The sequence below is a fragment of the Paracoccus aeridis genome (assembly GCF_004923205.2).
In the GTDB taxonomy this organism is placed as follows: domain Bacteria; phylum Pseudomonadota; class Alphaproteobacteria; order Rhodobacterales; family Rhodobacteraceae; genus Paracoccus; species Paracoccus aeridis.
Genome location: NZ_SELD02000044.1, coordinates 1 through 20,879 on the forward strand (window position 1 = coordinate 1; position 20,879 = coordinate 20,879).

The following is a 20,879-nucleotide window of genomic DNA, read 5'->3' on the forward strand; positions in this document are numbered from 1 at the left end:
ATCACTCCCTGAACCCGGCAGGGCAGTCAGGCCGGACGCTTACGGATGAAAGTAGGAGCCCGTCGTCTGGCCGAACGCCTGCGCGGGATGCTGGAACGCCAAGAGGAGATTATCTGACCATGTGCGACGTCTTCCCCAAGACCCCTAAGCCGAAGCTCCTCCCGGAGAAGCGGGAACTTCCCGCCGAGCCCCCGAAGCCGCTGGCGATCGGCACCTCCAAGCGGGACGAGCGGCGGGGGTCCAACCCCTTCCGCATCGACCTCGGCTCGACGTCCTCCATGCGGGGTACGTCGGGGGCTCAAGTGTGATGGAGATTTCTTGCCGGATCATGCCGATTTGGGATTGACCATACTAGAGACCCGACCTCCCCCGAACAACTAACCTTAGGGTTACTTGGGGGCCATGGTAACAGGTGCTGTTCAAGGTGCCCGACATGGCCCCTCGGGGAACGGGGATGACCCCGGACTGACGGGCCGAAGGCCCCTCCCTCCCGAACATCACACCTGACAGTCTGGAAGCTTCTTGACCTCCCGCAGCATCGCCGGCACCGTGTACTCCCCATAGCCCGCCGCTGCGCTTGTGTTCGCATGCCCTTGGAGATGGTCTGCCCACTCCCCAGGCACCCCATGGTTCCGGCAGAGGGTCTTGAAGCGATGCCGCCAGCCGTGGTTGGGTTGCAACCGATCATCGCTGATGCCCACGACCTCACGCACCCACGCCCCGACGCGCTTGCTCACGTTCTCCGCGTCAACCGTCGGGGACCTGAACAGCGGACCTTCGCTGCACCCTTCCACGAACTCAAGGAACCCTTCCCGGACAAGCTGGGGATGCAGGGGCACCCGACGATAGCGCCGGGTCTTCACCGACCCCGCGTCAGGGGTAATGCGGATGCAGGGAACCCCCGAGACCGTCTCCACGTCGCCCTTGCGAAGCTGGGTTATCTCCGTGACCCGCGCCCCGGTGAAAGCGCATATCCAAGGTACCCAGCGTATCGCCCTTCGGGTATGTTCGGCATGGCGGGCGGTCAGGCCCTTCTCTGCCCGTGCCGCCGCAAGGATCGTCTTGGCTTCGGCTTCGGTGAAGCCCCGCTCACGGGTTGCCTGCGGGGCGCTGTAGGAGACCGAGACATTCTCCGTGGGGTCCGCAAGGCCCATCGCGTTCGCCTTGGCGTGGTTGAACAGCCCCCGGACCGCCACCAGGTACTTGTCCGAGACTGTGCGGGCTCCGATCCCCGTGTCTAGCAGGTGGTCTTTCCAGCGGACTATGTCTGCGGCGGTCAGGGCCGCTGCGTCGTCATGCTCCACGAACTCGACCAGCTTCCGCACCTTGCCCCGGAAGTCGGTGATGGTCCGCTCTGCCTTCCCGTTGCGCCGATGCTCCTTCTCCCAACCGTTGAACAGGTCCCACAGCGAAGCGCCCCCGCGCTCCTGTCCTTGCTTCGTCGGCTCCTTAGGGCCTAGGAGGCCGATTTCCGGGGGCTGGAGGGCAGGGAAGCTCCCCGCATGGGTATCCGGCCCATAGTCCCCGGTTGCCCTCCTGGAGAGCGTCTCCGCGGCTTGTTCCATGGTTCTGCGGAGACCCGAAAGCAGACGCCCGCGTGAGTAGTCGTCAGGCGCAAGCCCGTGCCTGGAAAGCAGATCGTCCGCTATCGACCCGTAGTGGCGTTCAAGGTCGGCGCGATCATCGCTGCGGGTCCGGTCCAGCATTTCGCGCACCGCGTCCCACACCGAAAGCTCGCCCGGCTCCTCCGACAGGTCCCCGACGAACCCCGAGTACCACTCCCCGCAGAGCCCCGCGACCTGCTTCCCGGTAAGAGGCTGCGGCCCGTTCCGCAGCGCCTCCCACTGCGCGTAGTGCCGCGCGAGGTGTTGAGCGTGGAGCTTCTGGGCCTCCGCTTCGTCAGACGTACGGAGAGAAAAGGAGACCTCCGACTTCCCGACAAGGTGCTGCACATCGGCAGGAACCCGGGCGCGGAAGTAGAAGGGGGAACCGGGGCGGCGGCGGGCGGGACGGGGCATCGTAAGGACCACTGTGGATAGCCTTTGTGTGTAAGGCAAGCCCGCTCAGACCCTTGTTTCGCTGCACCATCTTGATCTTGCACAAGAAAAAATGGTGCTGTGAGAGAGGATTGAACTCTCGACCTCACCCTTACCAAGGGTTTCGTCACTTCGCTAATCACCTATTGCTTTCAATTGTTTAACTGGTTTCCCGTCTGCCGCTTGTACGCGGGTTGTACGGATCATGGCCCGAACTTCGCTGTCCGGGGTCTCGTTGTGTGCGTAGATGCGGTCGGGCAGTGCAGGGTCGGACCAGCGCCCGGCCTTCGCGGCCGTGACGGGATCGATGCCCTGCCGCACGCGCAGCTCGGTGTAGAAGCCGTGACGGCCGGCGCTGTGCGGCGGCAGGTACGGGATGCCCGCCTTCTTGCACGCCGCCTTCCAAGCCTTCAGTGGGCCGTTGTGGCCGGCGTAGCCGAACACCCGCGGCGGGTGCACGGTGCCACGTCGGCGGTCGACCGGCTTGCGAGGCGGCAGGTTCGCCAGCTTCGCGACCATCTCCATGCTGATGCTGATCCACTGGGCGGGGTGCCCCTTGCTCGCCGGCAGCTTTACCCGGGCCCGCTGCAGGTCCAGGTCGCAGGGCCGCAGCCGCACTGCCTGACCCACGCGGGCGCCGGTCTCGAACATGAATTCGACCAGCGCAGCCAGATACGGGGAGGCGCAGGCGCTGAAGGCGTCGATCCATTCCCACGATCCGGGCGTCTTCGGGACCCGGCTCTGCTTGCCGCGCGCGGCGTCCTGCTGGACGCGCTCGGCCGTCGAGAAGCCGCGGATCCGGATCGGAGGGCATCTGCCGAGGTCATGGGCGTTGTTGATCACGGCCTTGACGGGCGTCAGCACCTGGCGCTGCCAGGTGTCGGTGCTGGCTTCCGGGTAGAGCCGGCGGGCGAGGTCTCGGATCGATTGCGGCGTGATCGCCGCGCAGGCGGTCTGGCCGATTTCGGGGACGATCAGCAGCAGGTATCGCGCGTCGGCCGGCTTAGCGTTGTAGAGAACGACCGCATCGGCGAAGGTCAGTGCCGCCTCGTCTCCAACGAGATGACGCCGGATCTGCCGTTCTTCTTCGGCGCTGCACCAGCTCCATGCGCCCGCTTCCGTAGGTGATCCAGTGCTGCGGCGGTAGTAGCCGGTGACGGGTTGTCCCTTGTATTCGACGCGGCCACGGACCCACCAGGTCGATCCGCGCTGATAGGGTTCGAGCGGCATGAGGCTTTTTCCGTCAGGATTAGTTCGAACTGGTCCGGCGTGATGATCATGGCGCGGCCCAGCTTGTGGCAAGCCCCGAGGCGGTTGGCCCTTTCGCGGATCGTCCGGGCGCTGACTTCCATGCCGCGCGCTGCGAGCTCTGCTGCCCATTCCTCGGGGGTCCTCGAGGTCGTCAGGATGCTGGTCACGACGCCTCCTCGAATCTGTCGGTCTGATCGCCCCAGCTCGTCCATCCGGGCCGCTGCTGGCGGCTGAACAGCTCGATCCGCCGCACCTCGGTCATTACCTCTCTCCCGGCGCGGGCAGCGCCTTGTCGGTGGACTTGGACATGTCGCGGGTGACGCGGACGTCGTAGCCGCCCCGGGTGCGCTCGCCGTAGCGCAGGACCGTGGCGGTGACGCCGGGCTTCGGCTTGCCGGCGTCGTCCAGCAGGCCGAGGCCGCCGAGCAATTCGCGTTCGAGCCGGGCCTTCAGGTCGATGTCGGACAGGCGCGCCTCGTAGGTCACCACCGACATGTCGAGCAGCTGCACGGTGTCAGGCATGGCGGGCCTGCGCGGCGACGAGGCGCAGCACCTGGGCGGCGTCGGCCGGGCGGGTGGCGCCCAGCTCCAGTTCGGCGGCGATCCGTTCGACCCGGTCGAGCAGGTGCAGGTGGCTGGTCGCCAGGGCCGAGACCTGCGCGAGGTCGGGAATGAACATGCCGGCGTCGACGCGGGCGGGCGCGGCCGGGCGGATCATGCCAGCCACCAGGCGAGCCCGGCGACGCACAGCAGCGCGCTGACGGCGACGGCCACGGCAAGGCTCATGGGGCCCGTGACATCCTCGATCGGGGCGAGCGGCACCTGCGGTGCGTGATCCGGTGCGCGGGGGGCGTCGATCGGGGGGGCATCGATCGGGGGCGCGTCGGGGCGCAGCGCGGCGAGCTCGGCGGCGCGCGCCTCTTCCGCTTCGGCCACCACATCCTCGGGCCACCCGAAATGAGGGTTCGCGAGGACGTAGCGGTAGTGGTTGCAGGCGGCGTTCATGCGAAGGCCCTCCCGTCGGAAGGGGCGCGGCGCGCCTGCAGGTCGGTAAGGGCGAGCTGCCAGGCGAAGATGCGGTCCAACTCGCCAGCAGCCTGGGCAATGACAGGATCGGCGATCAGGGCGCGCGCGTCGGCAACCGTTTGCGGCTCGTTTGCGACCGCGTCGTCCAGCGCCGCGGCAAGTTTCTCGGGGTCGGGGATCGTGACGGCGAACTGGCCGTCGGGGTGGTCGGCGTCGGTGTCCATCTGGACCTCCATCGGGGTTCGATGGAGGTGAAGATCAGCCAAGAAACTTGGCATGTCAACTAATGAATGCCAAAAAACTTGGCTGCTGGAAACTTTGCTTGACGCGAATCCTCGGACCGCCTCAACCTGCGGATGAGAACAAGGTGAGAACATGACAAAGAGGTTGGAGATGCTGCGGGCAGGCGCCGCCGCCTCCGGATTCACGATCGACTTTCTAGAGGCGCTGACTCAGGGCCTGTCGCGCCAGGCCACCCTTAAGGTCATCGGCAATGCATCCGCTATGCCCTCGTATATGAAATCGAGTGACAACCCGTACGTGCGGCGGAGCGCCCGCGCGCCGTCGATGGAGATCCGAGACTTGCCGGTCTCCCAGTTGGACAGCTGAGTCCGGGTCAGTCCGGCGCGCGTCGCGTACTGCAACTGGTCGAGTTGTTCTAGCTTTCGGTGCCAGCGGATTCGCTCAGCGATGTCACCGAACGGCAGGTCTGGGTCATGCTCACTCATAAGCGCGACCATCGCCCGACAAGTTTTTTGGCGCAAAGCTGATCGTTTGTCTTGACGCATGCCAAGTAACTTGGCACGTAGGCGACATGACGATCAAACCTGCTGCTCAGATCATCGATAACCTGCCAGCTGGCGAGTTGGAGCGCTTGGGCATGACGGATCGGCTGATCCGCCATGCCCGGTCCACAGGGCGGTTTGCAGCGGCGTGGTACCTGGCGATTTCCCAAGCCTGTGCTGCGGCGCGCGTGGACTGCCCGCTGGGCGCCTTCAATTTCAAGGAAGTCGAGGACGCGAACAAGCAGGCCGACCCTGCCCCTTCCTCCACCAACACCGAGAACCCTCATGACCCAGCCTTCCTCAAACGCGCGTGACCGGGCTTGCCCGGCGCGGCCGCAAAAGTCCCGTTCCAACGTTTTCCCGCCCGCGGGCGGGCGCGGCCGCAGCGCCAGTTCGGCGCGCCGCGCGCACGGCGCGGCCGGCGATCCCGCGCTGCGGCGCGACGCGTTCATGCAGCGCTGGTCGCGGCTGATGCTGGTGAGCTTCGCCTCGCCCGAGGCCTGCGCGCTGTGGGCGAACGTCACCGTGCAGGCGGCGCGGAACTGGATGGACGGGTTCAACCGCCCCTACGGCGACGTGGTCGACCTCGCCGTGCAGACCCTGCCTGACTACGCCCGGATCATGGGGGAGGGGTGATGACCGGCGCGTCCCGCACCGTGATCAGGTCCGGCATGTCGGCGCGGATCATCCATTTCAGCGATCCCGGGCGCCAGAAGGCGCCGGGTCAGGTCGCCTCGGGGCGGAAGGAGGGTTGGGGCGCAGTACCTGGCCGAAACCCCGCCACGGTTCCGGCCGCCACCGAGGCGGTTCAGGGCACCGGGACCGTGGAACCTGCGGTTGGCCCGGCCGAGAGCCGCCTTGTGGCGGCGGGGCAGCTTTCGCCGTCATCGACCGCCTGTCGATCCGGCTGACTGGCGCGGCGGGCACTGCTCGGCCCGCCGCGCATCTTTATTCGCATCCTGCGCCGAGCCCAACGCGGCGCAGGCCCCGCCGCGGGGCAGGCTCGATCCCTCCCCGATCGCCCGCCCCGCGGCACCCCCGGACAGCAAGAGGTTTTGCCCATGAGCGATGACGCCCGCCAGATCCCGCAATCCGACCTCGACTGTCGCCGCCGGACAGGCGCGCGGATGATCGCGCTGGGACACGCGCTGCGCTGCAAGCTGGGCGAGGCGGACGACCGGTCGATGACCTGGGCCGTGAACACGGTGCTGCAGACGCATGCCGACACCGATCCGCTGGCGGTCCAGGTCAGGGACATGTCCCGCCGCTGGCGCGAGCTGTCGGCCAGGCACCAGGTCGACCAGCTGAAGGCGGCGGGCGAGCAGCTGCTGCGCGCGGTCGAGCGGGCGAGCTGGCCCTCGCAGTCCGATCGTCCCGATCTGGACGGGTGAGCGCGATGAAGCTGACGATCCACGATCACGTCCTGATCCACGCGATGACGGTCCTTGGCGGGCTGTCGCTGTCGCCGTTCGATCCGGCCGGCGCCGAGGGCGAGCAGCGGATGATCCTGTCGATGCTGCACGACGTGCTGCCTAAGGTGCAGCGCGCCGAGCCGAAGCTGGCGTGGCTCGTCGCGATGGCCGACCGCGTCACCGAGAGGCCCGATCTGGTGGATTCGGTCCGCCACGACATTCGCGCCAGCGTCCAGGACTGGAACCGCGGCCGGCTGGCCGCCGCATGGGACGCCATTCAGGAGAAAGCGGCATGAGCCTGAAGTTCGACATCTTCGAGATCAACGACCTGGCGCGGGTGGTGCCCGCTGATATGGAGATCACGACCTTCACCGGCATCCTGTGGTGGGCCGCGGCGCTGGTGGACGGCCGCGCGGCGGCCGAGCCTTCGGAACCGATGTCGCTGCCGCGCGAGCCGGAAGCGGTCGGGGCAGGCGACGACGCGTTCCGCCTGGTCGAACCTGACGAGCCGACCGAAACGGTGACGGTCGTTCTGGAGACTGCGGCAGACGCCGGAGTGGAGGCGGCGGTGGCGGACGCCGCTGCGGCCGCGATCGCCGCGATCGCCGCGTCGGGCGATCCGGCTCCTGCCACGATCGAGCCGCACGATCCGGACGAGGGCAGCCCTTCCTCCGCGGACGCGGCTGAGCCTGCGCCTGTCGCCGAGCCCGACGATGTCGCTGCGGATCCGGCCCCTGCGGTGTCGCCGGAAGCAGTCGCGGAAGATCTCCCGGCTCGCCCGACTTCGCCGCTGGTCGCCATCTGGAGCAAGGCCGACGACAAGCGGCTGGTCGAGATGTGGGATGCCGGATCGCCCGACGCGGAGATCGCGGCCGAGCTGCAGCGGTCGGCACGGGCCGTCCAGAACCGGCTTGCCCGGCTCAGGAAGTCGGGCGAGTTCGGCCCTATTGCCGTGCGCAAGCCGGGGCGCCCGGTTCCGGTTCCCGAGCCTGCACCGCAGCTGGAAACCAGGGCAGCTGCGACCACGACCGAGCCGACGCCCTCTGCCGCACCGGCGGTCATGCCCCCCGCGGCTTCACGGCTGCCTGCCGCGGCGCGGACGATCTACGAGCACCTTGCCCGGCTGGATGACAGCTTCACCCCGGGAGACGACCTGGACCTGATCCGCAAGCGGCAAGCCGGCGCGACGATGGAGGCGATCGCCGAGGACCTCGGCAGCGACGTCGCCGCGGTGCGCGACCGCTGGCGCGCGATCCTGAAGTGCAAGGTCGAAAGCAAGGGCGGGATCGTCACGCCCGCCGGTCACGAGAGCCTGCTGTCCGCCGCCACGCTGCGGGCGTCTGCCTGATGACGCGCGACGACACCCGCCTGGCCGAGGCGCACGGGATCCCGATGGAGCAGGTCGTCGATCGGCTGGGCATCGCGGGGCTCAGGCGCCTCGGCGCAGAGCTGGTGGGACCTTGCCCGGTCTGCGGCGGGACGGACCGGTTCGGCGTGAACGTCCTGACGAACGTGTTCCAGTGCCGCAAGGAATGCGGACCGCACGCGAAGGGCGACCAGGTCAGCCTGGTACAGCTGGTGCTGGGCAAGAGCTTCCCCGAGGCGCTGGAATGGCTGGTCGGGCCGCGGCAGGAGCTGTCGCCCGAGGAGCGCCGCGCGCTCGACGCCCGCGCGGCCGAGAACCGGCGTCGCCGCGAGGAAGCCGCGCGCCGGGCGCGCGAGCAGGCGATCTTGCAGGCGCGGACCGTGTGGGCTCGGGCCGGCGCAGCCGAGGGCACGCTGGTGCAGGACTACCTCGCACGCCGGGGCATCCCCGCCCCGCTGCTGGCGCCGATGCCGAAGTGCCTGCGCTTCGTCGCCGATCTGCCGTTCACCGTGCCGGTGAAGGGCGAGGCCGGGCGCTGGCGCACGATCCACACCGGCCCCGCGATGATCGCGGCGGTGCAGGACGACGCCGGCCGGCTGGGCGCGGTGCACCGGACGTGGATCGATCTCGACCAGCCGTCCGGCAAGGCGCGGATCGTGGACCCCGAGGGCGAGCACGCCGACCTGCCCGCGAAGAAGGTGCTGGGGTCGAAGAAGGGCGGTGCGATCCGCCTGCGCAGCCCGGCCGGCGCCACGACGATGGTGATGGGCGAGGGGATCGAGACGACGCTGTCGGCGCTGGTGGCCGAGGCGGTGCCGGGCGCGGCCGCGTTCTGGGCAGGGGTCGATCTCGGCAACATGGCCGGGCGGCGCCGGCTGGGGCAGGGGCTGCGCTACGCTGGCCTGCCCGATCTCGCCGACGACGAGGCGTTCGTGCCGCCCGCGCAGATCCGCAAGCTGGTCTTCGTCCAGGACGGCGACAGCGATCCGAAGCTCACCCGCGCGAAGCTCGAGGCCGGGCTGCGGCGCGCCATGGCCCTGCGGCCGGGCCTCACGGGCGCCATCGTCCACGCGGGCGAGGGGCGCGACCTGAACGACGTTCTGAGAGGGACCTGATGCTACCGACGATCGTGACGGCCGCCGGCCGCCATTTCGACTTCCTCGCCCCCGAACGCTCGGTGATCGGCATCGACGAGATCGCGCACGCGCTGTCGCACATCTGCCGCTTCACCGGCCACACCCGCGAGTTCTACTCGGTCGCCGAGCACAGCGTCCACGTGAGCCGACTCGTGCCGCCCGGCGATGCGTTGGCGGGCCTGCTGCACGACGCGGCCGAGGCGTTCATCGGCGACGTGGCGAAGCCGCTGAAGCTGCTGCTGCCGGACTATGCCGCGATCGAGGCGCGGGTGGAGGCGGCGGTGCTGTCGCGGTTCGGGCTTAACCCGGCGCTGCCCGCGTCGGTGAAGGTCGCCGACCAGGACATGCTGCGCGTCGAGCAGCGCCAGGCGATGGGCCGGTTCTACCTCGATCACCTGCCGTCCTTCGACAACCCGCAGGCCAAGCTGGTCCGGCTCGAGTTCTGGGAACCGGCCGAAGCCCGGATGATGTTCCTGCAGCGGTTCGAGGAAGTGACGCTGTGAGCGGCGCGGAGCGGGTCTGCGCCTATCCTGGCTGCGAGCGGTCCATCAGCGCGGACTCGCTCGCTGGCGTGTGCCGCGCGCACAACCACGCCGTCGGCGTCTGCCGCTGCGCGCCCTGCTGCCGCCGGCGCGGCGAGGCACCGCCCGAGCGGCCGCAGCGGCACGTCCCGGCCCCGCGCATCCCTGCACCGGCCGGATTCACCGATCGCAACGAGCGCGCCGCCCGGCCGGTGTCGCTCGCGCGCGCGCCGTGGGAGGCGGGCGAGGCATGAGCGCGCTGCGCGTCCTGATCGGCTGCGAAAGCTCGGGCGTGATGCATTGCGCCTTCGCCGCGCGGGGCCATGACGCATGGTCGTGCGACCTGTTGCCGTCCGAGGACGGCAGCAACCATCACATCCGCGGCGACGTGCGCGATCACCTGGGCGACGGATGGGACCTGCTGCTGGTCGCTCATCCCCCATGCACGCGGCTCTGCAACAGCGGAGTGCGATGGCTGCATGAACCGCCCGCAGGCCGCACTCATGCCGAAATGTGGGCCGAGCTGGACGAGGGCGTCGAACTGTTCGCCGCCTGCTGGCGCGCGCCGGTCGATCGTGTCGCCGTCGAAAACCCGGTCATGCACCGGCACGCGCGCGAGCGGATGCCCGCTGACCTGCCGAAACCGCAGATCGTGCAGCCGTGGTGGTTCGGCGAGCCCTTCTTCAAGGCGACCGGCTTCTACCTGCGCGGGCTGCCGCCGCTGGCGCCGACCTGCAGGCTGACGCCACCGAAGGCCGGCACCGACGATCACAAGGCATGGTCCGCCGTGCACCGCGCCCCGCCGGGGCCGGATCGATGGCGCTTCCGGTCCCGCACGTTCGAGGGCGTCGCGGACGCCTGTGCCGAGCAGTGGGGCGGCCATGCCGCCTGCGAGGTGGCCGCGTGACCGAGCACTCCAACATCGACGCCGTCCGCGCCATCATGGCGCAGGAAGAAGCGGTGGACCTGCCGGACGGGCTGGTGCCGCCAGGCGCCGAGCCTCCGGACGGCGACTGGTCCGGCCCGCCCGACGACGGCGCGCCCCCCGCGCCCCCCGGATCGGGCGATGACCCGGTCGACCCGTCATCCCTCTGCGCCGCGCTGCCGCTGAACGACTTCGGCAACGGCCAGCGCTTCGCCGTCCATTTCGGCGAGGACGCCATGTGGGTGCCGCGGGTGGGCTGGTTCACCTGGGACGGCCGCCGCTGGTCCAAGGACGCCGACGAGATCGAGGTCCGCAAGCTCGCGCAGAAGCTCGGTTCGCTGATCGAGCGCGAGATCCCGCACATCGTGCTGGACGACTGGCAGATGCAGATCCTCGGCCGCAAGCGCGAGCTGCAGGACGCCTTTTCCGCGGCCGAGACGCGCGCCAAGGGCGACGGGCCCGAGGCTGACGCCGCGCGGGCCGAGATGGACGAGCTGCGCCCCAAGCTGGGGCAGCTGGCCGGGATCGAGAAGTTCCTGGCGGCCAAGCGCAAGGATCACCGCGGCTTCGCCCGCACCTCGGGCAACACCGGCCGGATCGACGCGACGCTGCGCGAGGGCGGGGTGGGGCTGGCCGTGGGCTTCGATGCGCTGGACGCCGATCCGCTCGCGGTCGCCTGCGAGAACGGGGTCCTGCGCTTCACCCGCGCGCCCGACATGGGGCTGCCCGGCGAGCGCCCGTCGCACTACGTCAACGTCGAACCGCACGCGCGACCCGACCTGATTACGAAACTGATGCCGGTCGCCTACGATCCGGACGCGCGGGCGCCACGGTTCGAGGCGTTCCTGCGCCGGGTCCAGCCCGACCTCGAGATGCGGGAGTTCCTGCAGCGGTGGTTCGGGCTGTCGATGACGGCGCTGACGGGCGAGCAGAAGCTCGTGTTCCTGCACGGCATGGGCGCGAACGGCAAGTCGGTCCTGGTCGAGACGATGGCCCGGATGCTGGGCGACTATGCCAGCACCGCCAAGATCGAATCCCTGACCGGCCGCAACCGGCGCGGCGGCGGCGACGCCACCCCCGACCTCGTGCCGCTGATGGGCGCGCGCATGGTCCGCGCGTCCGAGCCCGAGGAAGGCGAGCGGCTGCAGGAAGGCATCATCAAGGAGCTGACCGGCGGCGAGCCGATCCTGATCCGGGCGCTCCACAGCGACTTCATCGAGACCCGCCCGGTGTTCAAGCTGACCATCAGCGGGAACCACAAGCCCGACATCCGCGGGCAGGACGACGGCATCTGGCGGCGCGTGCTGCTGGTGCCCTTCGACGTCCAGATCCCGAAGGAAGAGCGCGACCCGCAGCTGGTCGAGAAGATGCTCGAGGAGCGGTCGGGTATCCTGAACTGGATGGTGCAGGGTCTGGTCGCCTATCTCGACGGCGGCCTGCGCGAGCCTGCGGCCGTGATGGACGCGACGAGCGAGTATCGCGAGGAAAGCGACCCGCTGGGGCACTTCCTGACCGACGCCTGCGTGGTGACCGGCGACGCGGCCGACGGCGAGCTCGCCCGCGACCTGGTCATGGCCTTCAACTTCTGGATGGACGAGCGCGGCGCGGGCCAGTGGAAGGACCGCACCATCAGCCTGCAGCTGAAGGACAAGATGCGGCGCTGGGTCAGCCCGGCGACCGGGCAGAAGTACACCGAGCGCAAGTCGAACGGCGTCATGCGCTACGACGGCATCCGCTTCAACGACGTCTTCGGCCCGCGCTTCCGCGACGCCCCGCGCGACCACCAAGGACGTCCCCTCGCCGGCGGCCGGAGGACGTCCGATGCCGACCGATGAACCCCGCACCCCTCGTCCGGATCTTCGATCAGGGAGGATGAACCTCCCTGCAGGGAGGATGCAGGGAGCACGGGGAAGGGGGATTTGCCAGCCTCATCAAGACGTTGCGAGGCTCAGGGAGGATAGGGAGGATAAATCCGGGTTACGCGTACGCGAACGCGAGACAAGGGGAAAGGGTGCGAGGGGAGACAGTCTCTCACATGCGTAGGTCGGAATTATCCTCCCTATCCTCCCTGACACCCGTTTTCACCAGCATTAACAGCAACTTGGCACGTTCAATCATCCTCCCTGCATCCTCCCTGAACAGTAACTCATCCTCCCTGACCTCCCTGAAGAACAGCATCGAAGAACAAGAACTGGTGGAAAGATGGACAGGGAACGCAAGATGTTGAAGCCAACGCCCAAGCTGAAGTCGGACGCTGCCCTGGACTGGGTCCCGGAAGCCGCGCGGCAGCGCATGGCTCAGGTGGCATCCGCGGCCAAGCTGGTCGCCGGCGCAGCGGTTCCCGCCCAGTGCGGCGGGCGGATCATCCCGGCGCCCGGTCGCGGGCCGTTCAAGGTCGAGCCGCAGTCGGAGCTGCTGCCCAATGGCGTGGACAAGCGCGGGCAGGACAAGTGGATCGAGAAGGATGGCGGGTTCGCGGGCTGGAACCCCATCCGCGCCACCGATGCCTTTGACTTGATGATGGTGGGGGCAAAGCGCCGGGGCGAAGACGCGCCGCTGACGGCAAGCCAGATCGCGATCGGCCGGCACTACCAGGGCCTCGTCCAGCGCCACGATGCCGGCGGCATCCGGGGCACGCGGCTCGATGGCGGCGTGTCGGGCGGGACCGGGATCGACTTCATGGACGCGTACCTGGCCGAGGGTCGCGAGATCGAGGCGCTGCGGCGGCGGATCGGCACGGGCGCGGCGATGGTCGTGCGGCGGGTCCGGCCGTCAATGCGCGGCGGCGCGGATCGCCGCACCATCCCGGATCGAGTGCTGGTGGACATGGTCTGCCTGGGCGAGCGGTCGTTGTCGCAGGTACTCGAGGCGCATGGATGGGCAAGCAAGGGACCCACCCGCGCCGCGCTGCTGGAGGCTCTCAGCGCCGCGCTGGATCGCATGATCGGGTATCGGGGCGAAAAAACCTCTTGACCGCTTAGGTCCGTCCATGAGAGGAAAATCGGTAATATCTATCGGTGCGCCCGGACGGAACCCAGTTCCTCCGGGCGCTCGCGTTTCGGGGGTGCGGATGGGCCGGTTGACGCAGGTCGGATCGCGCCCGTCGTCCGCGCCGCGCCGGATCGCCGCGCCGCTTGGTGCGGACCGGGATCAACGCCGGGACAAGGTCCTAGCCTGGCGCGCGTGGTACAAGACGGCGCGCTGGCAGCGGCTCCGCTGGGACGTGCTGGTGCGCGACGGGTTCACCTGCCGCTGCGGCTGCGGGCTGATGGAAGCCGACAGCTCGCAGCTGGTCGCGGACCACATCCGCCCGCATCGCGGCGACGAGGCGCTGTTCTGGGACCCGTCCAACCTGCAATGCCTGAGGAAGGCCTGCCACGACCGGGCCAAGCAGGCCGCCGAGCGCCGGGCAGGGGGGTGGGGCAAAAGTCCAGGGCACCCCACCGCCTAGACCCGCGCCCCCCTCATCCGGAGATTTTTTCTTGGGCGAACGGTTTTTCGACCTGCTGGGCGACCCCATCCCGGACCGCCGTGGCGAGGTCGGGCGGACGGGCCACGTCGCGACGGCGGAAAATGTGAGCCGCGTCAGGGAGTTGCTGGTCTCGGGAATGGGCAAGGGCGCGATCGCGGCCGAGCTGGGGATCTCGATCCCAACGCTGAACAAGCATTATTTCGAATCCGGCCGGGTCAGCCTCGCCGCGGCGCGGGCCAAGGCGGTTGCCGAGAGCAAGGCGAAGGCGCTGCTGCTGCTGAACCGGGAAGCGGAGAAGGGGAACGTGACCGCGATCAAGGCGGTGCTGGCCGCGGCGGAAAAGGCCGAGCTGGCGATCCTCGAGACGGCGTTCGGCGACAAGCCGAAGCCGGCGCGGCGATCGGCACGGCCGGTCGAGGCCAGGCAGGTCGCGCCGGGCAAGAAGGACCAGGCGGACCGGGACGCCGCGACGGCAGGACAGGGCACGTGGTGGGACAACGACCTCGAGCCCGGCAAGCTGAACTGAGATGACGGCGCCCGTTTCCGCGGCCAGCTGGTCGACAGCGGTGCCGGACTGGAAGGACCGGATCCGCGAGGGCCGGAGCATGGTGCCGGACCTGCCCCTGCACGATGCCGTCGCCGAGAAGGCGCTGCGGATCTTCAAGCGGCTGCGGGTGCCGGACATCATCGGCACGCCGACCTACGGCGAGGTATGCGACGAGTGGGTGTTCGACTTCGTGCGGGTCGTGTTCGGTTCGTACGACCCGGACACGAAGACGCGCGCGCTGCGCGAGTTCTTCCTGCTGGTGCCGAAGAAGAACGGCAAGTCCGCCATCGCGGCCGCGATCATGGTGACGGCCCTGATCATGAACGAGCGGCCGGCGGCGGAACTGCTGCTGATCGCGCCCACGATCCAGATCGCTGACATCAGCTTCAGCCAGGCGGCGGGGATCATCCGGCTGGACGCGGCGCTGATGAAGCTGTTCCAGATCCAGGAGCACCTCAAGCGGATCACCCATCGGCGCACCAGGGCGGTGCTGCTGGTCAAGTCCGCGGCGCCCGACGTGGTGACGGGGACGAAGGCCGCCTACGTGCTGATCGACGAGCTGCACGTCTTCGCGATGATGTCGCGGGCGGCCGAGGTCATGACGGAGATCACGGGCGGCCTCGCATCGCGGCCCGAGGGCTTCCTGCTGACGATCACGACCCAGTCGAAGACGCCGCCCGCGGGCGTGTTCAAGACGAAGCTCGCCGAGGCGCGGGCGGTGCGCGACGGCGAGCTGGCCCTGCCGGTCCTGCCGGTGCTCTACGAGCTGCCGCTCGAGATTTCGCGCGACGGCGGCTGGAAGGACGAGCGGACCTGGCCGATGGTGAACCCGAACCTCGGGCGGTCCGTCAGCGCCGACTACCTGCGGGCCGAGCTGGTGAAGGCCGAGTACGCCGGGGCCGAGGCGCTGGCGCTGCTGGCGTCGCAGCACTTCAACGTCGAGGTGGGACTTGCGCTGGCCGCGGACCGCTGGCCGGCGGCGGAGTACTGGCTGGAGGCGGCAGAGCCGGCGCTGACGCTCGACGACATCATCGCCCGCTGCGAGGTGGTCACCGTGGGCATCGACGGGGGCGGGCTGGACGACCTGATGGCGCTCGCGGTGATCGGCCGGGAGCGGGGGACCCGCGACTGGCTTCACTGGGGGCGGGCCTGGGCGCAGCCGCAGGTGTTCGAGCGGCGCAAGCAGATCGCGCCGACGCTGGAAGGCTTCATGCGCGACGGCGACCTGGTGCTGGTCGAGGATACCGACCAGGACGCGCGCGAGATCGCGGACATCTGCGAGCGCCTGCACGGGGCCGGGCTGCTGCCCGAGGCGGCGGCGATCGGGCTGGACGCGTTCGGCGTCGGCACGCTGCTGGACGAGATCGAGGGCCGCGGGATCCCGGCCGACATGCTCAACAGCGTGGGGCAGGGCTACAAGCTGCAGGGCGCGGTGCTGACGCTGCCGCGCAAGCTGAAGGACAGGCGGATGCGCCACGGCGGGCAGGGGATCATGGCCTGGGCCGTCGGCAACGCGAAGATGGAGCTGCGAGGCTCGAACTACCTGATCACGAAACAGGCGGCGGGTTCGGCCAAGATCGACCCCGTCATGGCGACACTCAACGCGGCGGTGCTGATGATGATGAACCCGGAATCGTTCGGGCCGTCGGTCTACGAGACCCGCGGGATCCTGAGGGTCTGATGGGCCTGCTGGGGCGCGTTTCCGAACGGCTGTTCGGGGGCGCGGATCATGCGCATGCGGTCGCGCCGGCGGTGCCGGCAGCGGCGGGGCGCACGGGGTCCGTGCAGGCGTTCGGATCCGGTTTCAGCGGCCTCGACGATCCGTACCTTCTGCCGTTCCTGCGCGGCGCGGCGTCGACCGCCAGCGGGGCGACGGTGACGGTCGAGACGGCGATGCGGAACACGGCGGTGTTCCGGAGCGTGTCGCTGCTGGCGTCGAGCATCGCCATGCTGCCGCTGCACCTCTACCGCGAGGGCGAGGCGCGCGAGAAGGCGACCGGCCACCCGCTGTTCCCGGTGCTGTACCGGCGTCCGAACGGCTGGCAGACGGCCTACGAGTTCCGCAGCCTGATGCAGGCATGGGTGCTGCTGCACGGCGACGCGGTCGCGATCAAGATCAAGCGCGGCCCGCAGGTGATCGGGTTGGCGCCGCTGACGCCGGCGCGGCTGACGATCCGCCAGGACGACGACTGGTCGATGCGGTACGAATACCAGCCGCCGCAGGGCGCGAAGCGGGTGTTCGGCGCCGACGACGTCTTTCACCTGCGCGGCTTCTCGCTGGACGGGATCCGCGGACGCGCGCTGGTTCGGCAGGCGGCCGAGGCGATCGGGCTTGCGCTGCAGGCGGAGAGGGCGGCGGCGCGGCTGTTCGAGAAGGGGATGCTGACCGGCGGCGCGCTGTCGATGCCGGCCAACAAGAAGCTGTCGGCGGAGGCCTATGACCGGCTTCGTGCCAGCATGCAGGAGCACGAGGGCGCGGACGCGGCCGGCAGCTGGATGATCACGGAAGAGGGGATGGAGGCCAAGCCCTTCACCGCCACCGCCCAGAACAGCCAGCATGTCGAGCAGCGGCGCATGCAGATCGAGGAGATCGCCCGCATCTTCGGTGTGCCCCGGCCGCTTCTGATGGTCGACGATACGAGCTGGGGCACGGGGATCGACGTGCTGGGCCAGTTGTTCGTGCGCTACGGGCTCAACCCGTGGTTCACGGCCTGGGAACAGGCGATCGCGCGCGACCTGCTGACGACGGCCGAGCAGGAGAGGTACTACGCCCGGTTCAACGCGGGCGCGCTGCTGCGCGGGTCCATGAAGGACCAGGCCGAGTTCTACGCCCGGGCGCTCGGCTCGGGTGGTCACCACCCGTGGATGCACCAGGACGAGGTGCGGGGGCTGATGGAACTGGGCGAGCGCGACGACCTGCCGCTGGCGGCCGGCGCCACGGAAACAGGAGAGCAGGATGACGCTGCGCGCAACGCCTGAACTGAAGCTGTCGCGCCCGCCGAAGGTGCAGGCCTACGAGCCCGATCCCGCGCTGCTGCGCGAGTGGAAGCCGGAGCTGCGCGCCGAGGGCGGCGACGCGGCGAACGTCATCACGATCCTCGACCAGATCGGCGAGGACTGGTACGGCGACGGGGTCACCGCCAAGCGGATCGCGGCCGCGCTGCGGTCGATCAAGGCCGACGAGGTGATCGTCGACATCAACAGCCCGGGCGGCGACTTCTTCGAGGGCGTCGCGATCTACAACCTGCTGCGGCAGGACAGCCGAAAGATCACGGTGCGGATCCTCGGGCTCGCGGCGTCCGCCGCCTCGGTGATCGCGATGGCGGGCGACCAGGTGCTGATCGGCCGGGCCGGGTTCCTGATGGTGCACAACGCCTGGGTGGTCGCGGTGGGCAACCGCCACGACCTGGCCGACGCGGCCGAGACGATGGAGCCCTTCGACGACGCGATGGCGGCGGTCTATGCCGACAAGGCCGGGACCGAGCGCGGCGTCGCGGCGGGCTGGATGGACAACGAGACCTGGTTCAACGGCGAGGACGCGGTCGAGGCGGGTCTCGCCGACGGCTACCTCGCCGCCGACATCCACGCGGTCGGGCAGGAGGGCGGGACGAAGTCGGCGCTGCGCCGGCTCGACACGCTGCTGGCCAAGCAGAATGTATCCCGGTCGGAACGCCGCGCGCTTCTGGCCGAGGTCACGGGGGGCACGCCCGGCGCTGCCGCCCACGTCACGCCGCGCGCTGACGACTGGACCGCCGAGCTGCGGTCCCTCACGGAAACGCTCAAGCGGTAAAGGACACACCATGAGCATGCATCAACGCCCCGCGCTGACGCGTGGGATCCTCGACGTGCGCGCCGACGCAAGCGACCCGAAGGCGGCGGTGGCCGCCCTGAACCAGGCGTGGGAGGCGTTCAAGTCCTCGCACGCCGACGAGGTGAAGGCCCTGAAGAAGGGGCAGGAGGACGTCGTCAAGACGGCCGAGGTCGACAAGATCAACGCCGCGGTCGACGCGCTGCATAAGGTGGTCGACGACCAGGCCGCCCAGATCACCGCGCTGAAGGTCGGCGGCGGCGGCAGCGAGGGCCCGGTAGACGCCGAGTACAGCACGGCGTTCAAGGCGTGGTTCAAGCGCGAGACCGTGTCGGCCGCGCTGACCAAGGGCACCGACGCCGAGGGCGGGTTCCTCGCGCCGGTCGAATGGGACCGCACGATCACCAACAAGCTGGTGGAAGTGTCGCCCATGCGCCAGATCGCGGGCGTGCAGGAGATCTCGGGCAGCGGCTTCCGCAAGCTGTACAACCTGGGCGGCTTCGGCTCGGGCTGGGTCGGCGAGACGGCGGCGCGCCCGATGACCTCGACCGGCACGCTGGCGCCGCTGGACTTCATCACGGGCGAGCTCTACGCGAACCCGGCCGCGAGCCAGCAGCTGCTGGACGACGCGCAGGTCGACCTGGAAGAGTGGATCGCCAACGAGGTCGAGACGGAGTTCGCGCGGCAGGAGGGCATCGCCTTCGTGGCCGGCGACGGCGTCAACAAGCCCCGCGGCTTCCTGACCTACGCCACCGGCGGCAGCGCGGCGAACGTCCACCCGGCCGGCGCGATCCCGACTACGGTGGCGGGTTCGGCCACCGCCATCACCGCCGACAACATGCTGGACCTGATCTACGCGCTGCCTCAGTCGATGTCGCAGAACGCGCGGTTCGTCATGAACCGCAACGTGCTGGCCGCCGCGCGGAAGCTGAAGGACACCACCGGCGCCTACCTGTGGCAGCCGTCGGTGCAGGCGGGCGAGCCGTCGCAGCTGCTGGGCTATCCGGTCACGGAGATGGCAGCGATGCCGAACCCCGCGGTGAACGCCTATCCGGTGGCATTCGGCGACTTCAAGCGCGGCTACCTGATCGTCGACCGCTTCGGCATCCGGGTGCTGCGCGACGCCTACACGAACAAGCCGTTCGTGCACTTCTACACCACCAAGCGGGTCGGCGGCGGCGTCATCGACCCAAACGCGCTCCGCGTCCTGCGGATGGCCGCCGCCTGATCGCGGTTCGGCCTGCCGGGCTCGTCCCGGCCGCGCCGGGGGCGGCGTCGCCCCCGGTCCACCCTGGTTTCAAGGAGGCCGACATGGCTGCGAAGAACACCACGACCGAGCCTTCGGTCAAGACCGCCGCGCCGCACGAGGCCGCGCCCCGGGTGACCGCCGAAACCGCGGCGAGGACGCCCGCGCAGAAGGCTGCGGACGCGCCCGGCGCGATCGTCGATCCCGCGCCGGCCACGACCTTCGAGGACCCGTCGGGCGCGATCGTCGAGCCCGCGATCACCGGGAGCGTCAACCTGGCGCACGAGGCGATCGACGCCAATCCGCGCGCGGGCACGACCGCGCTGCAGAACGCGATCGACCTGAACGACGCCAAGAAGTCGAACCCGGTCGATCCCGACTTCGCGGGGGAGGGGATCGACATGTCGGTCTACGGCGACCGCGCGGCGGCGGCGGACGTCCCGGCCGCCGGCAAGACCTCGGATCGGTGATCCGCCATGAGGTTGGTCCTCGTCGCGCCCCCGCGCGAGCTGCCGGTCACCCTGGCCCAGGCCAAGGTCCAGTGCCGCGTGGACAGCGACGAGGATGACCTTCTGATCCAAGGCTACCTCGACGCCGCGGTGAGCCACCTCGACGGCTACCACGGCGTCCTGGGGCGCTGCCTCGTGACGCAGACCTGGCGCGCCGACGTGACGGCCGTCGGCGAGCGGCTGCAGCTGCCATTCCCGGATTGCACCGTCACTGCGGTCGTCCACACCGACCTGCTTGCGGGCGACCTCGCCTGGCGCTGGCACGAAAGCCTGGCGCATCCCGCGATCGTCCCACTGGGCGGCTGGGGGCGGCCGGCGTCGGTCACGTTCACGGCCGGGTTCGGACCCGCGCAGGCGGTGCCTCACGCGCTGAAACAGGCGATCCTGCTGCTGGTGGCGCGCTGGTACGACGACCGGGCCGTGGGCGCGATCCCCGACGGGTTCGACGACCTGGTGTTTCCGTTCCGCGTGCGGCGGCTGTGACGGACGGACGACCGAAGCCTATTCGGATATGCTGAACAGAGGTCGGGGGTCGGCTGCCTGGCCATCAATATAGGCTTGGAACGCGAACCCCTCGATCACGGCCTGACCTGCGCCCACGAAGCGGTCGCCGTCATAGAGGCGGATGGTCACCAAGCCTGCCTTGCAGCTGGCCGCGCCCGACAGCTTGACCGCCCCGATCGACGATTCCGCCGCGGTCCAGTCGGTGACGGCGCAGCCTTCCCCCGCTGCCGCGTCCCAGCAGGCGAGGCGTTCGCCGTCGTCGGTGACGCTCGGGCAGTCAAGGGCGAGGGCTGGACCGGCGAAGAGGCAGGCCGCGGCAAGAACCAATCTCACAG

26 protein-coding genes are annotated in these 20,879 nt (G+C 69.5%); 18 read left to right on the forward strand and 8 right to left on the reverse strand.

The genetic code is table 11. From position 1 onward, the window contains the following. Window positions 1-497: 497 nt before the first annotated feature. The 7 genes from ELI80_RS13000 to ELI80_RS16600 form a co-directional block, all read right to left on the reverse strand. A complete protein-coding gene (locus ELI80_RS13000) occupies window positions 498-2,018 on the reverse strand; it encodes a site-specific integrase (RefSeq protein ID WP_161596474.1) in 1,521 nt (506 codons plus the stop codon). 153 nt (window positions 2,019-2,171) lie between these two features. Next, entirely contained in the window at window positions 2,172-3,266 is a 1,095-nt protein-coding gene (locus ELI80_RS13005; RefSeq protein ID WP_136652387.1) for a tyrosine-type recombinase/integrase, read from the reverse strand. 282 nt (window positions 3,267-3,548) lie between these two features. Beyond that, on the reverse strand, window positions 3,549-3,809 hold the full coding sequence (locus ELI80_RS13020; RefSeq protein ID WP_136652388.1) for a hypothetical protein: 261 nt from the start codon (window positions 3,807-3,809) through the stop codon (window positions 3,549-3,551). Beyond that, a complete protein-coding gene (locus ELI80_RS13025; protein WP_143803215.1) occupies window positions 3,802-4,005 on the reverse strand; it encodes a hypothetical protein in 204 nt (67 codons plus the stop codon). Before ELI80_RS13025 ends, ELI80_RS13020 begins: the two co-directional genes overlap by 8 nt. Next, window positions 4,002-4,292 carry a hypothetical protein gene (locus ELI80_RS13030; RefSeq protein WP_136652390.1) on the reverse strand — a complete coding sequence of 97 codons (291 nt, stop codon included), beginning with the start codon at window positions 4,290-4,292 and terminating at the stop codon, window positions 4,002-4,004. Before ELI80_RS13030 ends, ELI80_RS13025 begins: the two co-directional genes overlap by 4 nt. Continuing rightward, window positions 4,289-4,537: a hypothetical protein gene (locus ELI80_RS13035; protein WP_136652391.1), complete on the reverse strand. Its 249-nt coding sequence runs from the start codon at window positions 4,535-4,537 to the stop codon at window positions 4,289-4,291. The genes ELI80_RS13030 and ELI80_RS13035 overlap by 4 nt, the downstream gene beginning before the upstream one ends. Window positions 4,538-4,765: 228 nt before the next feature. Further along, window positions 4,766-5,101, reverse strand: a complete 336-nt coding sequence (locus ELI80_RS16600) for a helix-turn-helix domain-containing protein (RefSeq protein ID WP_136652392.1) — start codon at window positions 5,099-5,101, stop codon at window positions 4,766-4,768. A 26-nt stretch (window positions 5,102-5,127) separates the two neighbouring features. Between ELI80_RS16600 and ELI80_RS13045 the strand changes: the two genes are divergently transcribed. From ELI80_RS13045 to ELI80_RS13130, 18 genes are all read left to right on the forward strand, one after another. Then, window positions 5,128-5,412 carry a hypothetical protein gene (locus tag ELI80_RS13045; RefSeq protein WP_136652393.1) on the forward strand — a complete coding sequence of 95 codons (285 nt, stop codon included), beginning with the start codon at window positions 5,128-5,130 and terminating at the stop codon, window positions 5,410-5,412. Window positions 5,413-5,548: 136 nt separating this feature from the next. Further along, window positions 5,549-5,734 carry a hypothetical protein gene (locus tag ELI80_RS13050; protein WP_143803216.1) on the forward strand — a complete coding sequence of 62 codons (186 nt, stop codon included), beginning with the start codon at window positions 5,549-5,551 and terminating at the stop codon, window positions 5,732-5,734. A 425-nt stretch (window positions 5,735-6,159) separates the two neighbouring features. Further along, complete coding sequence (locus tag ELI80_RS13055) at window positions 6,160-6,489, forward strand: hypothetical protein (RefSeq protein ID WP_136652395.1); 330 nt, start codon at window positions 6,160-6,162, stop codon at window positions 6,487-6,489. Window positions 6,490-6,494: 5 nt separating this feature from the next. Further along, on the forward strand, window positions 6,495-6,806 hold the full coding sequence (locus ELI80_RS13060; protein ID WP_136652396.1) for a hypothetical protein: 312 nt from the start codon (window positions 6,495-6,497) through the stop codon (window positions 6,804-6,806). Then, the gene (locus tag ELI80_RS13065; protein ID WP_136652397.1) at window positions 6,803-7,858 is read left to right on the forward strand and encodes a hypothetical protein; all 1,056 of its coding nucleotides are present in this window, start codon (window positions 6,803-6,805) and stop codon (window positions 7,856-7,858) included. Before ELI80_RS13060 ends, ELI80_RS13065 begins: the two co-directional genes overlap by 4 nt. Then, window positions 7,858-8,991, forward strand: a complete 1,134-nt coding sequence (locus tag ELI80_RS13070) for a DUF7146 domain-containing protein (RefSeq protein ID WP_136652398.1) — start codon at window positions 7,858-7,860, stop codon at window positions 8,989-8,991. Before ELI80_RS13065 ends, ELI80_RS13070 begins: the two co-directional genes overlap by 1 nt. Beyond that, the gene (locus ELI80_RS13075; RefSeq protein WP_136652399.1) at window positions 8,991-9,515 is read left to right on the forward strand and encodes a metal-dependent phosphohydrolase; all 525 of its coding nucleotides are present in this window, start codon (window positions 8,991-8,993) and stop codon (window positions 9,513-9,515) included. The genes ELI80_RS13070 and ELI80_RS13075 overlap by 1 nt, the downstream gene beginning before the upstream one ends. 268 nt (window positions 9,516-9,783) lie before the next feature. Next, on the forward strand, window positions 9,784-10,440 hold the full coding sequence (locus ELI80_RS13080) for a hypothetical protein (protein ID WP_136652400.1): 657 nt from the start codon (window positions 9,784-9,786) through the stop codon (window positions 10,438-10,440). Beyond that, window positions 10,437-12,293, forward strand: coding sequence for a DNA primase family protein (locus ELI80_RS13085; protein ID WP_236641493.1), 1,857 nt, complete (start codon window positions 10,437-10,439; stop codon window positions 12,291-12,293). The genes ELI80_RS13080 and ELI80_RS13085 overlap by 4 nt, the downstream gene beginning before the upstream one ends. A 385-nt stretch (window positions 12,294-12,678) precedes the next feature. Continuing rightward, the gene (locus ELI80_RS13090) at window positions 12,679-13,431 is read left to right on the forward strand and encodes a hypothetical protein (RefSeq protein WP_136652402.1); all 753 of its coding nucleotides are present in this window, start codon (window positions 12,679-12,681) and stop codon (window positions 13,429-13,431) included. Between the two features lie 97 nt (window positions 13,432-13,528). Next, the gene (locus ELI80_RS13095) at window positions 13,529-13,909 is read left to right on the forward strand and encodes an HNH endonuclease (RefSeq protein WP_136652403.1); all 381 of its coding nucleotides are present in this window, start codon (window positions 13,529-13,531) and stop codon (window positions 13,907-13,909) included. A gap of 31 nt (window positions 13,910-13,940) precedes the next feature. After that, window positions 13,941-14,456, forward strand: coding sequence for a hypothetical protein (locus tag ELI80_RS13100; protein ID WP_136652404.1), 516 nt, complete (start codon window positions 13,941-13,943; stop codon window positions 14,454-14,456). A gap of 1 nt (window position 14,457) precedes the next feature. Continuing rightward, complete coding sequence (locus ELI80_RS13105) at window positions 14,458-16,158, forward strand: terminase large subunit (protein WP_136652405.1); 1,701 nt, start codon at window positions 14,458-14,460, stop codon at window positions 16,156-16,158. After that, window positions 16,158-17,456, forward strand: a complete 1,299-nt coding sequence (locus tag ELI80_RS13110; protein ID WP_136652406.1) for a phage portal protein — start codon at window positions 16,158-16,160, stop codon at window positions 17,454-17,456. The genes ELI80_RS13105 and ELI80_RS13110 overlap by 1 nt, the downstream gene beginning before the upstream one ends. Then, window positions 17,434-18,267, forward strand: coding sequence for a head maturation protease, ClpP-related (locus ELI80_RS13115; protein ID WP_136652407.1), 834 nt, complete (start codon window positions 17,434-17,436; stop codon window positions 18,265-18,267). Before ELI80_RS13110 ends, ELI80_RS13115 begins: the two co-directional genes overlap by 23 nt. 10 nt (window positions 18,268-18,277) lie before the next feature. Further along, window positions 18,278-19,513 (forward strand): phage major capsid protein, encoded by a 1,236-nt coding sequence (locus ELI80_RS13120; RefSeq protein ID WP_136652408.1) that lies wholly within the window; start codon window positions 18,278-18,280, stop codon window positions 19,511-19,513. An 83-nt stretch (window positions 19,514-19,596) separates the two neighbouring features. Further along, window positions 19,597-20,001, forward strand: coding sequence for a hypothetical protein (locus ELI80_RS13125; RefSeq protein WP_136652409.1), 405 nt, complete (start codon window positions 19,597-19,599; stop codon window positions 19,999-20,001). 6 nt (window positions 20,002-20,007) lie between these two features. Then, complete coding sequence (locus ELI80_RS13130) at window positions 20,008-20,523, forward strand: head-tail connector protein (RefSeq protein WP_136652410.1); 516 nt, start codon at window positions 20,008-20,010, stop codon at window positions 20,521-20,523. Window positions 20,524-20,541: 18 nt separating this feature from the next. On the opposite strand, the gene ELI80_RS13135 is transcribed toward ELI80_RS13130, so the two are convergent. Beyond that, complete coding sequence (locus ELI80_RS13135; RefSeq protein ID WP_136652411.1) at window positions 20,542-20,877, reverse strand: hypothetical protein; 336 nt, start codon at window positions 20,875-20,877, stop codon at window positions 20,542-20,544. Window positions 20,878-20,879: the final 2 nt, after the last annotated feature.

Bases quoted from the DNA above. Each gene is read 5' to 3' on its own strand.
- ELI80_RS13000 (WP_161596474.1), bottom strand. From the start codon at position 2,018: ATGCCCCGTCCCGCCCGCCGCCGCCCCGGTTCCCCCTTCTACTTCCGC.
- ELI80_RS13005 (WP_136652387.1), bottom strand. From the start codon at position 3,266: ATGCCGCTCGAACCCTATCAGCGCGGATCGACCTGGTGGGTCCGTGGC.
- ELI80_RS13020 (WP_136652388.1), bottom strand. From the start codon at position 3,809: ATGCCTGACACCGTGCAGCTGCTCGACATGTCGGTGGTGACCTACGAG.
- ELI80_RS13025 (WP_143803215.1), bottom strand. From the start codon at position 4,005: ATGATCCGCCCGGCCGCGCCCGCCCGCGTCGACGCCGGCATGTTCATT.
- ELI80_RS13030 (WP_136652390.1), bottom strand. From the start codon at position 4,292: ATGAACGCCGCCTGCAACCACTACCGCTACGTCCTCGCGAACCCTCAT.
- ELI80_RS13035 (WP_136652391.1), bottom strand. From the start codon at position 4,537: ATGGACACCGACGCCGACCACCCCGACGGCCAGTTCGCCGTCACGATC.
- ELI80_RS16600 (WP_136652392.1), bottom strand. From the start codon at position 5,101: ATGCGTCAAGACAAACGATCAGCTTTGCGCCAAAAAACTTGTCGGGCG.
- ELI80_RS13045 (WP_136652393.1), top strand. From the start codon at position 5,128: ATGACGATCAAACCTGCTGCTCAGATCATCGATAACCTGCCAGCTGGC.
- ELI80_RS13050 (WP_143803216.1), top strand. From the start codon at position 5,549: ATGCAGCGCTGGTCGCGGCTGATGCTGGTGAGCTTCGCCTCGCCCGAG.
- ELI80_RS13055 (WP_136652395.1), top strand. From the start codon at position 6,160: ATGAGCGATGACGCCCGCCAGATCCCGCAATCCGACCTCGACTGTCGC.
- ELI80_RS13060 (WP_136652396.1), top strand. From the start codon at position 6,495: ATGAAGCTGACGATCCACGATCACGTCCTGATCCACGCGATGACGGTC.
- ELI80_RS13065 (WP_136652397.1), top strand. From the start codon at position 6,803: ATGAGCCTGAAGTTCGACATCTTCGAGATCAACGACCTGGCGCGGGTG.
- ELI80_RS13070 (WP_136652398.1), top strand. From the start codon at position 7,858: ATGACGCGCGACGACACCCGCCTGGCCGAGGCGCACGGGATCCCGATG.
- ELI80_RS13075 (WP_136652399.1), top strand. From the start codon at position 8,991: ATGCTACCGACGATCGTGACGGCCGCCGGCCGCCATTTCGACTTCCTC.
- ELI80_RS13080 (WP_136652400.1), top strand. From the start codon at position 9,784: ATGAGCGCGCTGCGCGTCCTGATCGGCTGCGAAAGCTCGGGCGTGATG.
- ELI80_RS13090 (WP_136652402.1), top strand. From the start codon at position 12,679: ATGTTGAAGCCAACGCCCAAGCTGAAGTCGGACGCTGCCCTGGACTGG.
- ELI80_RS13095 (WP_136652403.1), top strand. From the start codon at position 13,529: ATGGGCCGGTTGACGCAGGTCGGATCGCGCCCGTCGTCCGCGCCGCGC.
- ELI80_RS13105 (WP_136652405.1), top strand. From the start codon at position 14,458: ATGACGGCGCCCGTTTCCGCGGCCAGCTGGTCGACAGCGGTGCCGGAC.
- ELI80_RS13110 (WP_136652406.1), top strand. From the start codon at position 16,158: ATGGGCCTGCTGGGGCGCGTTTCCGAACGGCTGTTCGGGGGCGCGGAT.
- ELI80_RS13115 (WP_136652407.1), top strand. From the start codon at position 17,434: ATGACGCTGCGCGCAACGCCTGAACTGAAGCTGTCGCGCCCGCCGAAG.
- ELI80_RS13120 (WP_136652408.1), top strand. From the start codon at position 18,278: ATGAGCATGCATCAACGCCCCGCGCTGACGCGTGGGATCCTCGACGTG.
- ELI80_RS13125 (WP_136652409.1), top strand. From the start codon at position 19,597: ATGGCTGCGAAGAACACCACGACCGAGCCTTCGGTCAAGACCGCCGCG.
- ELI80_RS13130 (WP_136652410.1), top strand. From the start codon at position 20,008: ATGAGGTTGGTCCTCGTCGCGCCCCCGCGCGAGCTGCCGGTCACCCTG.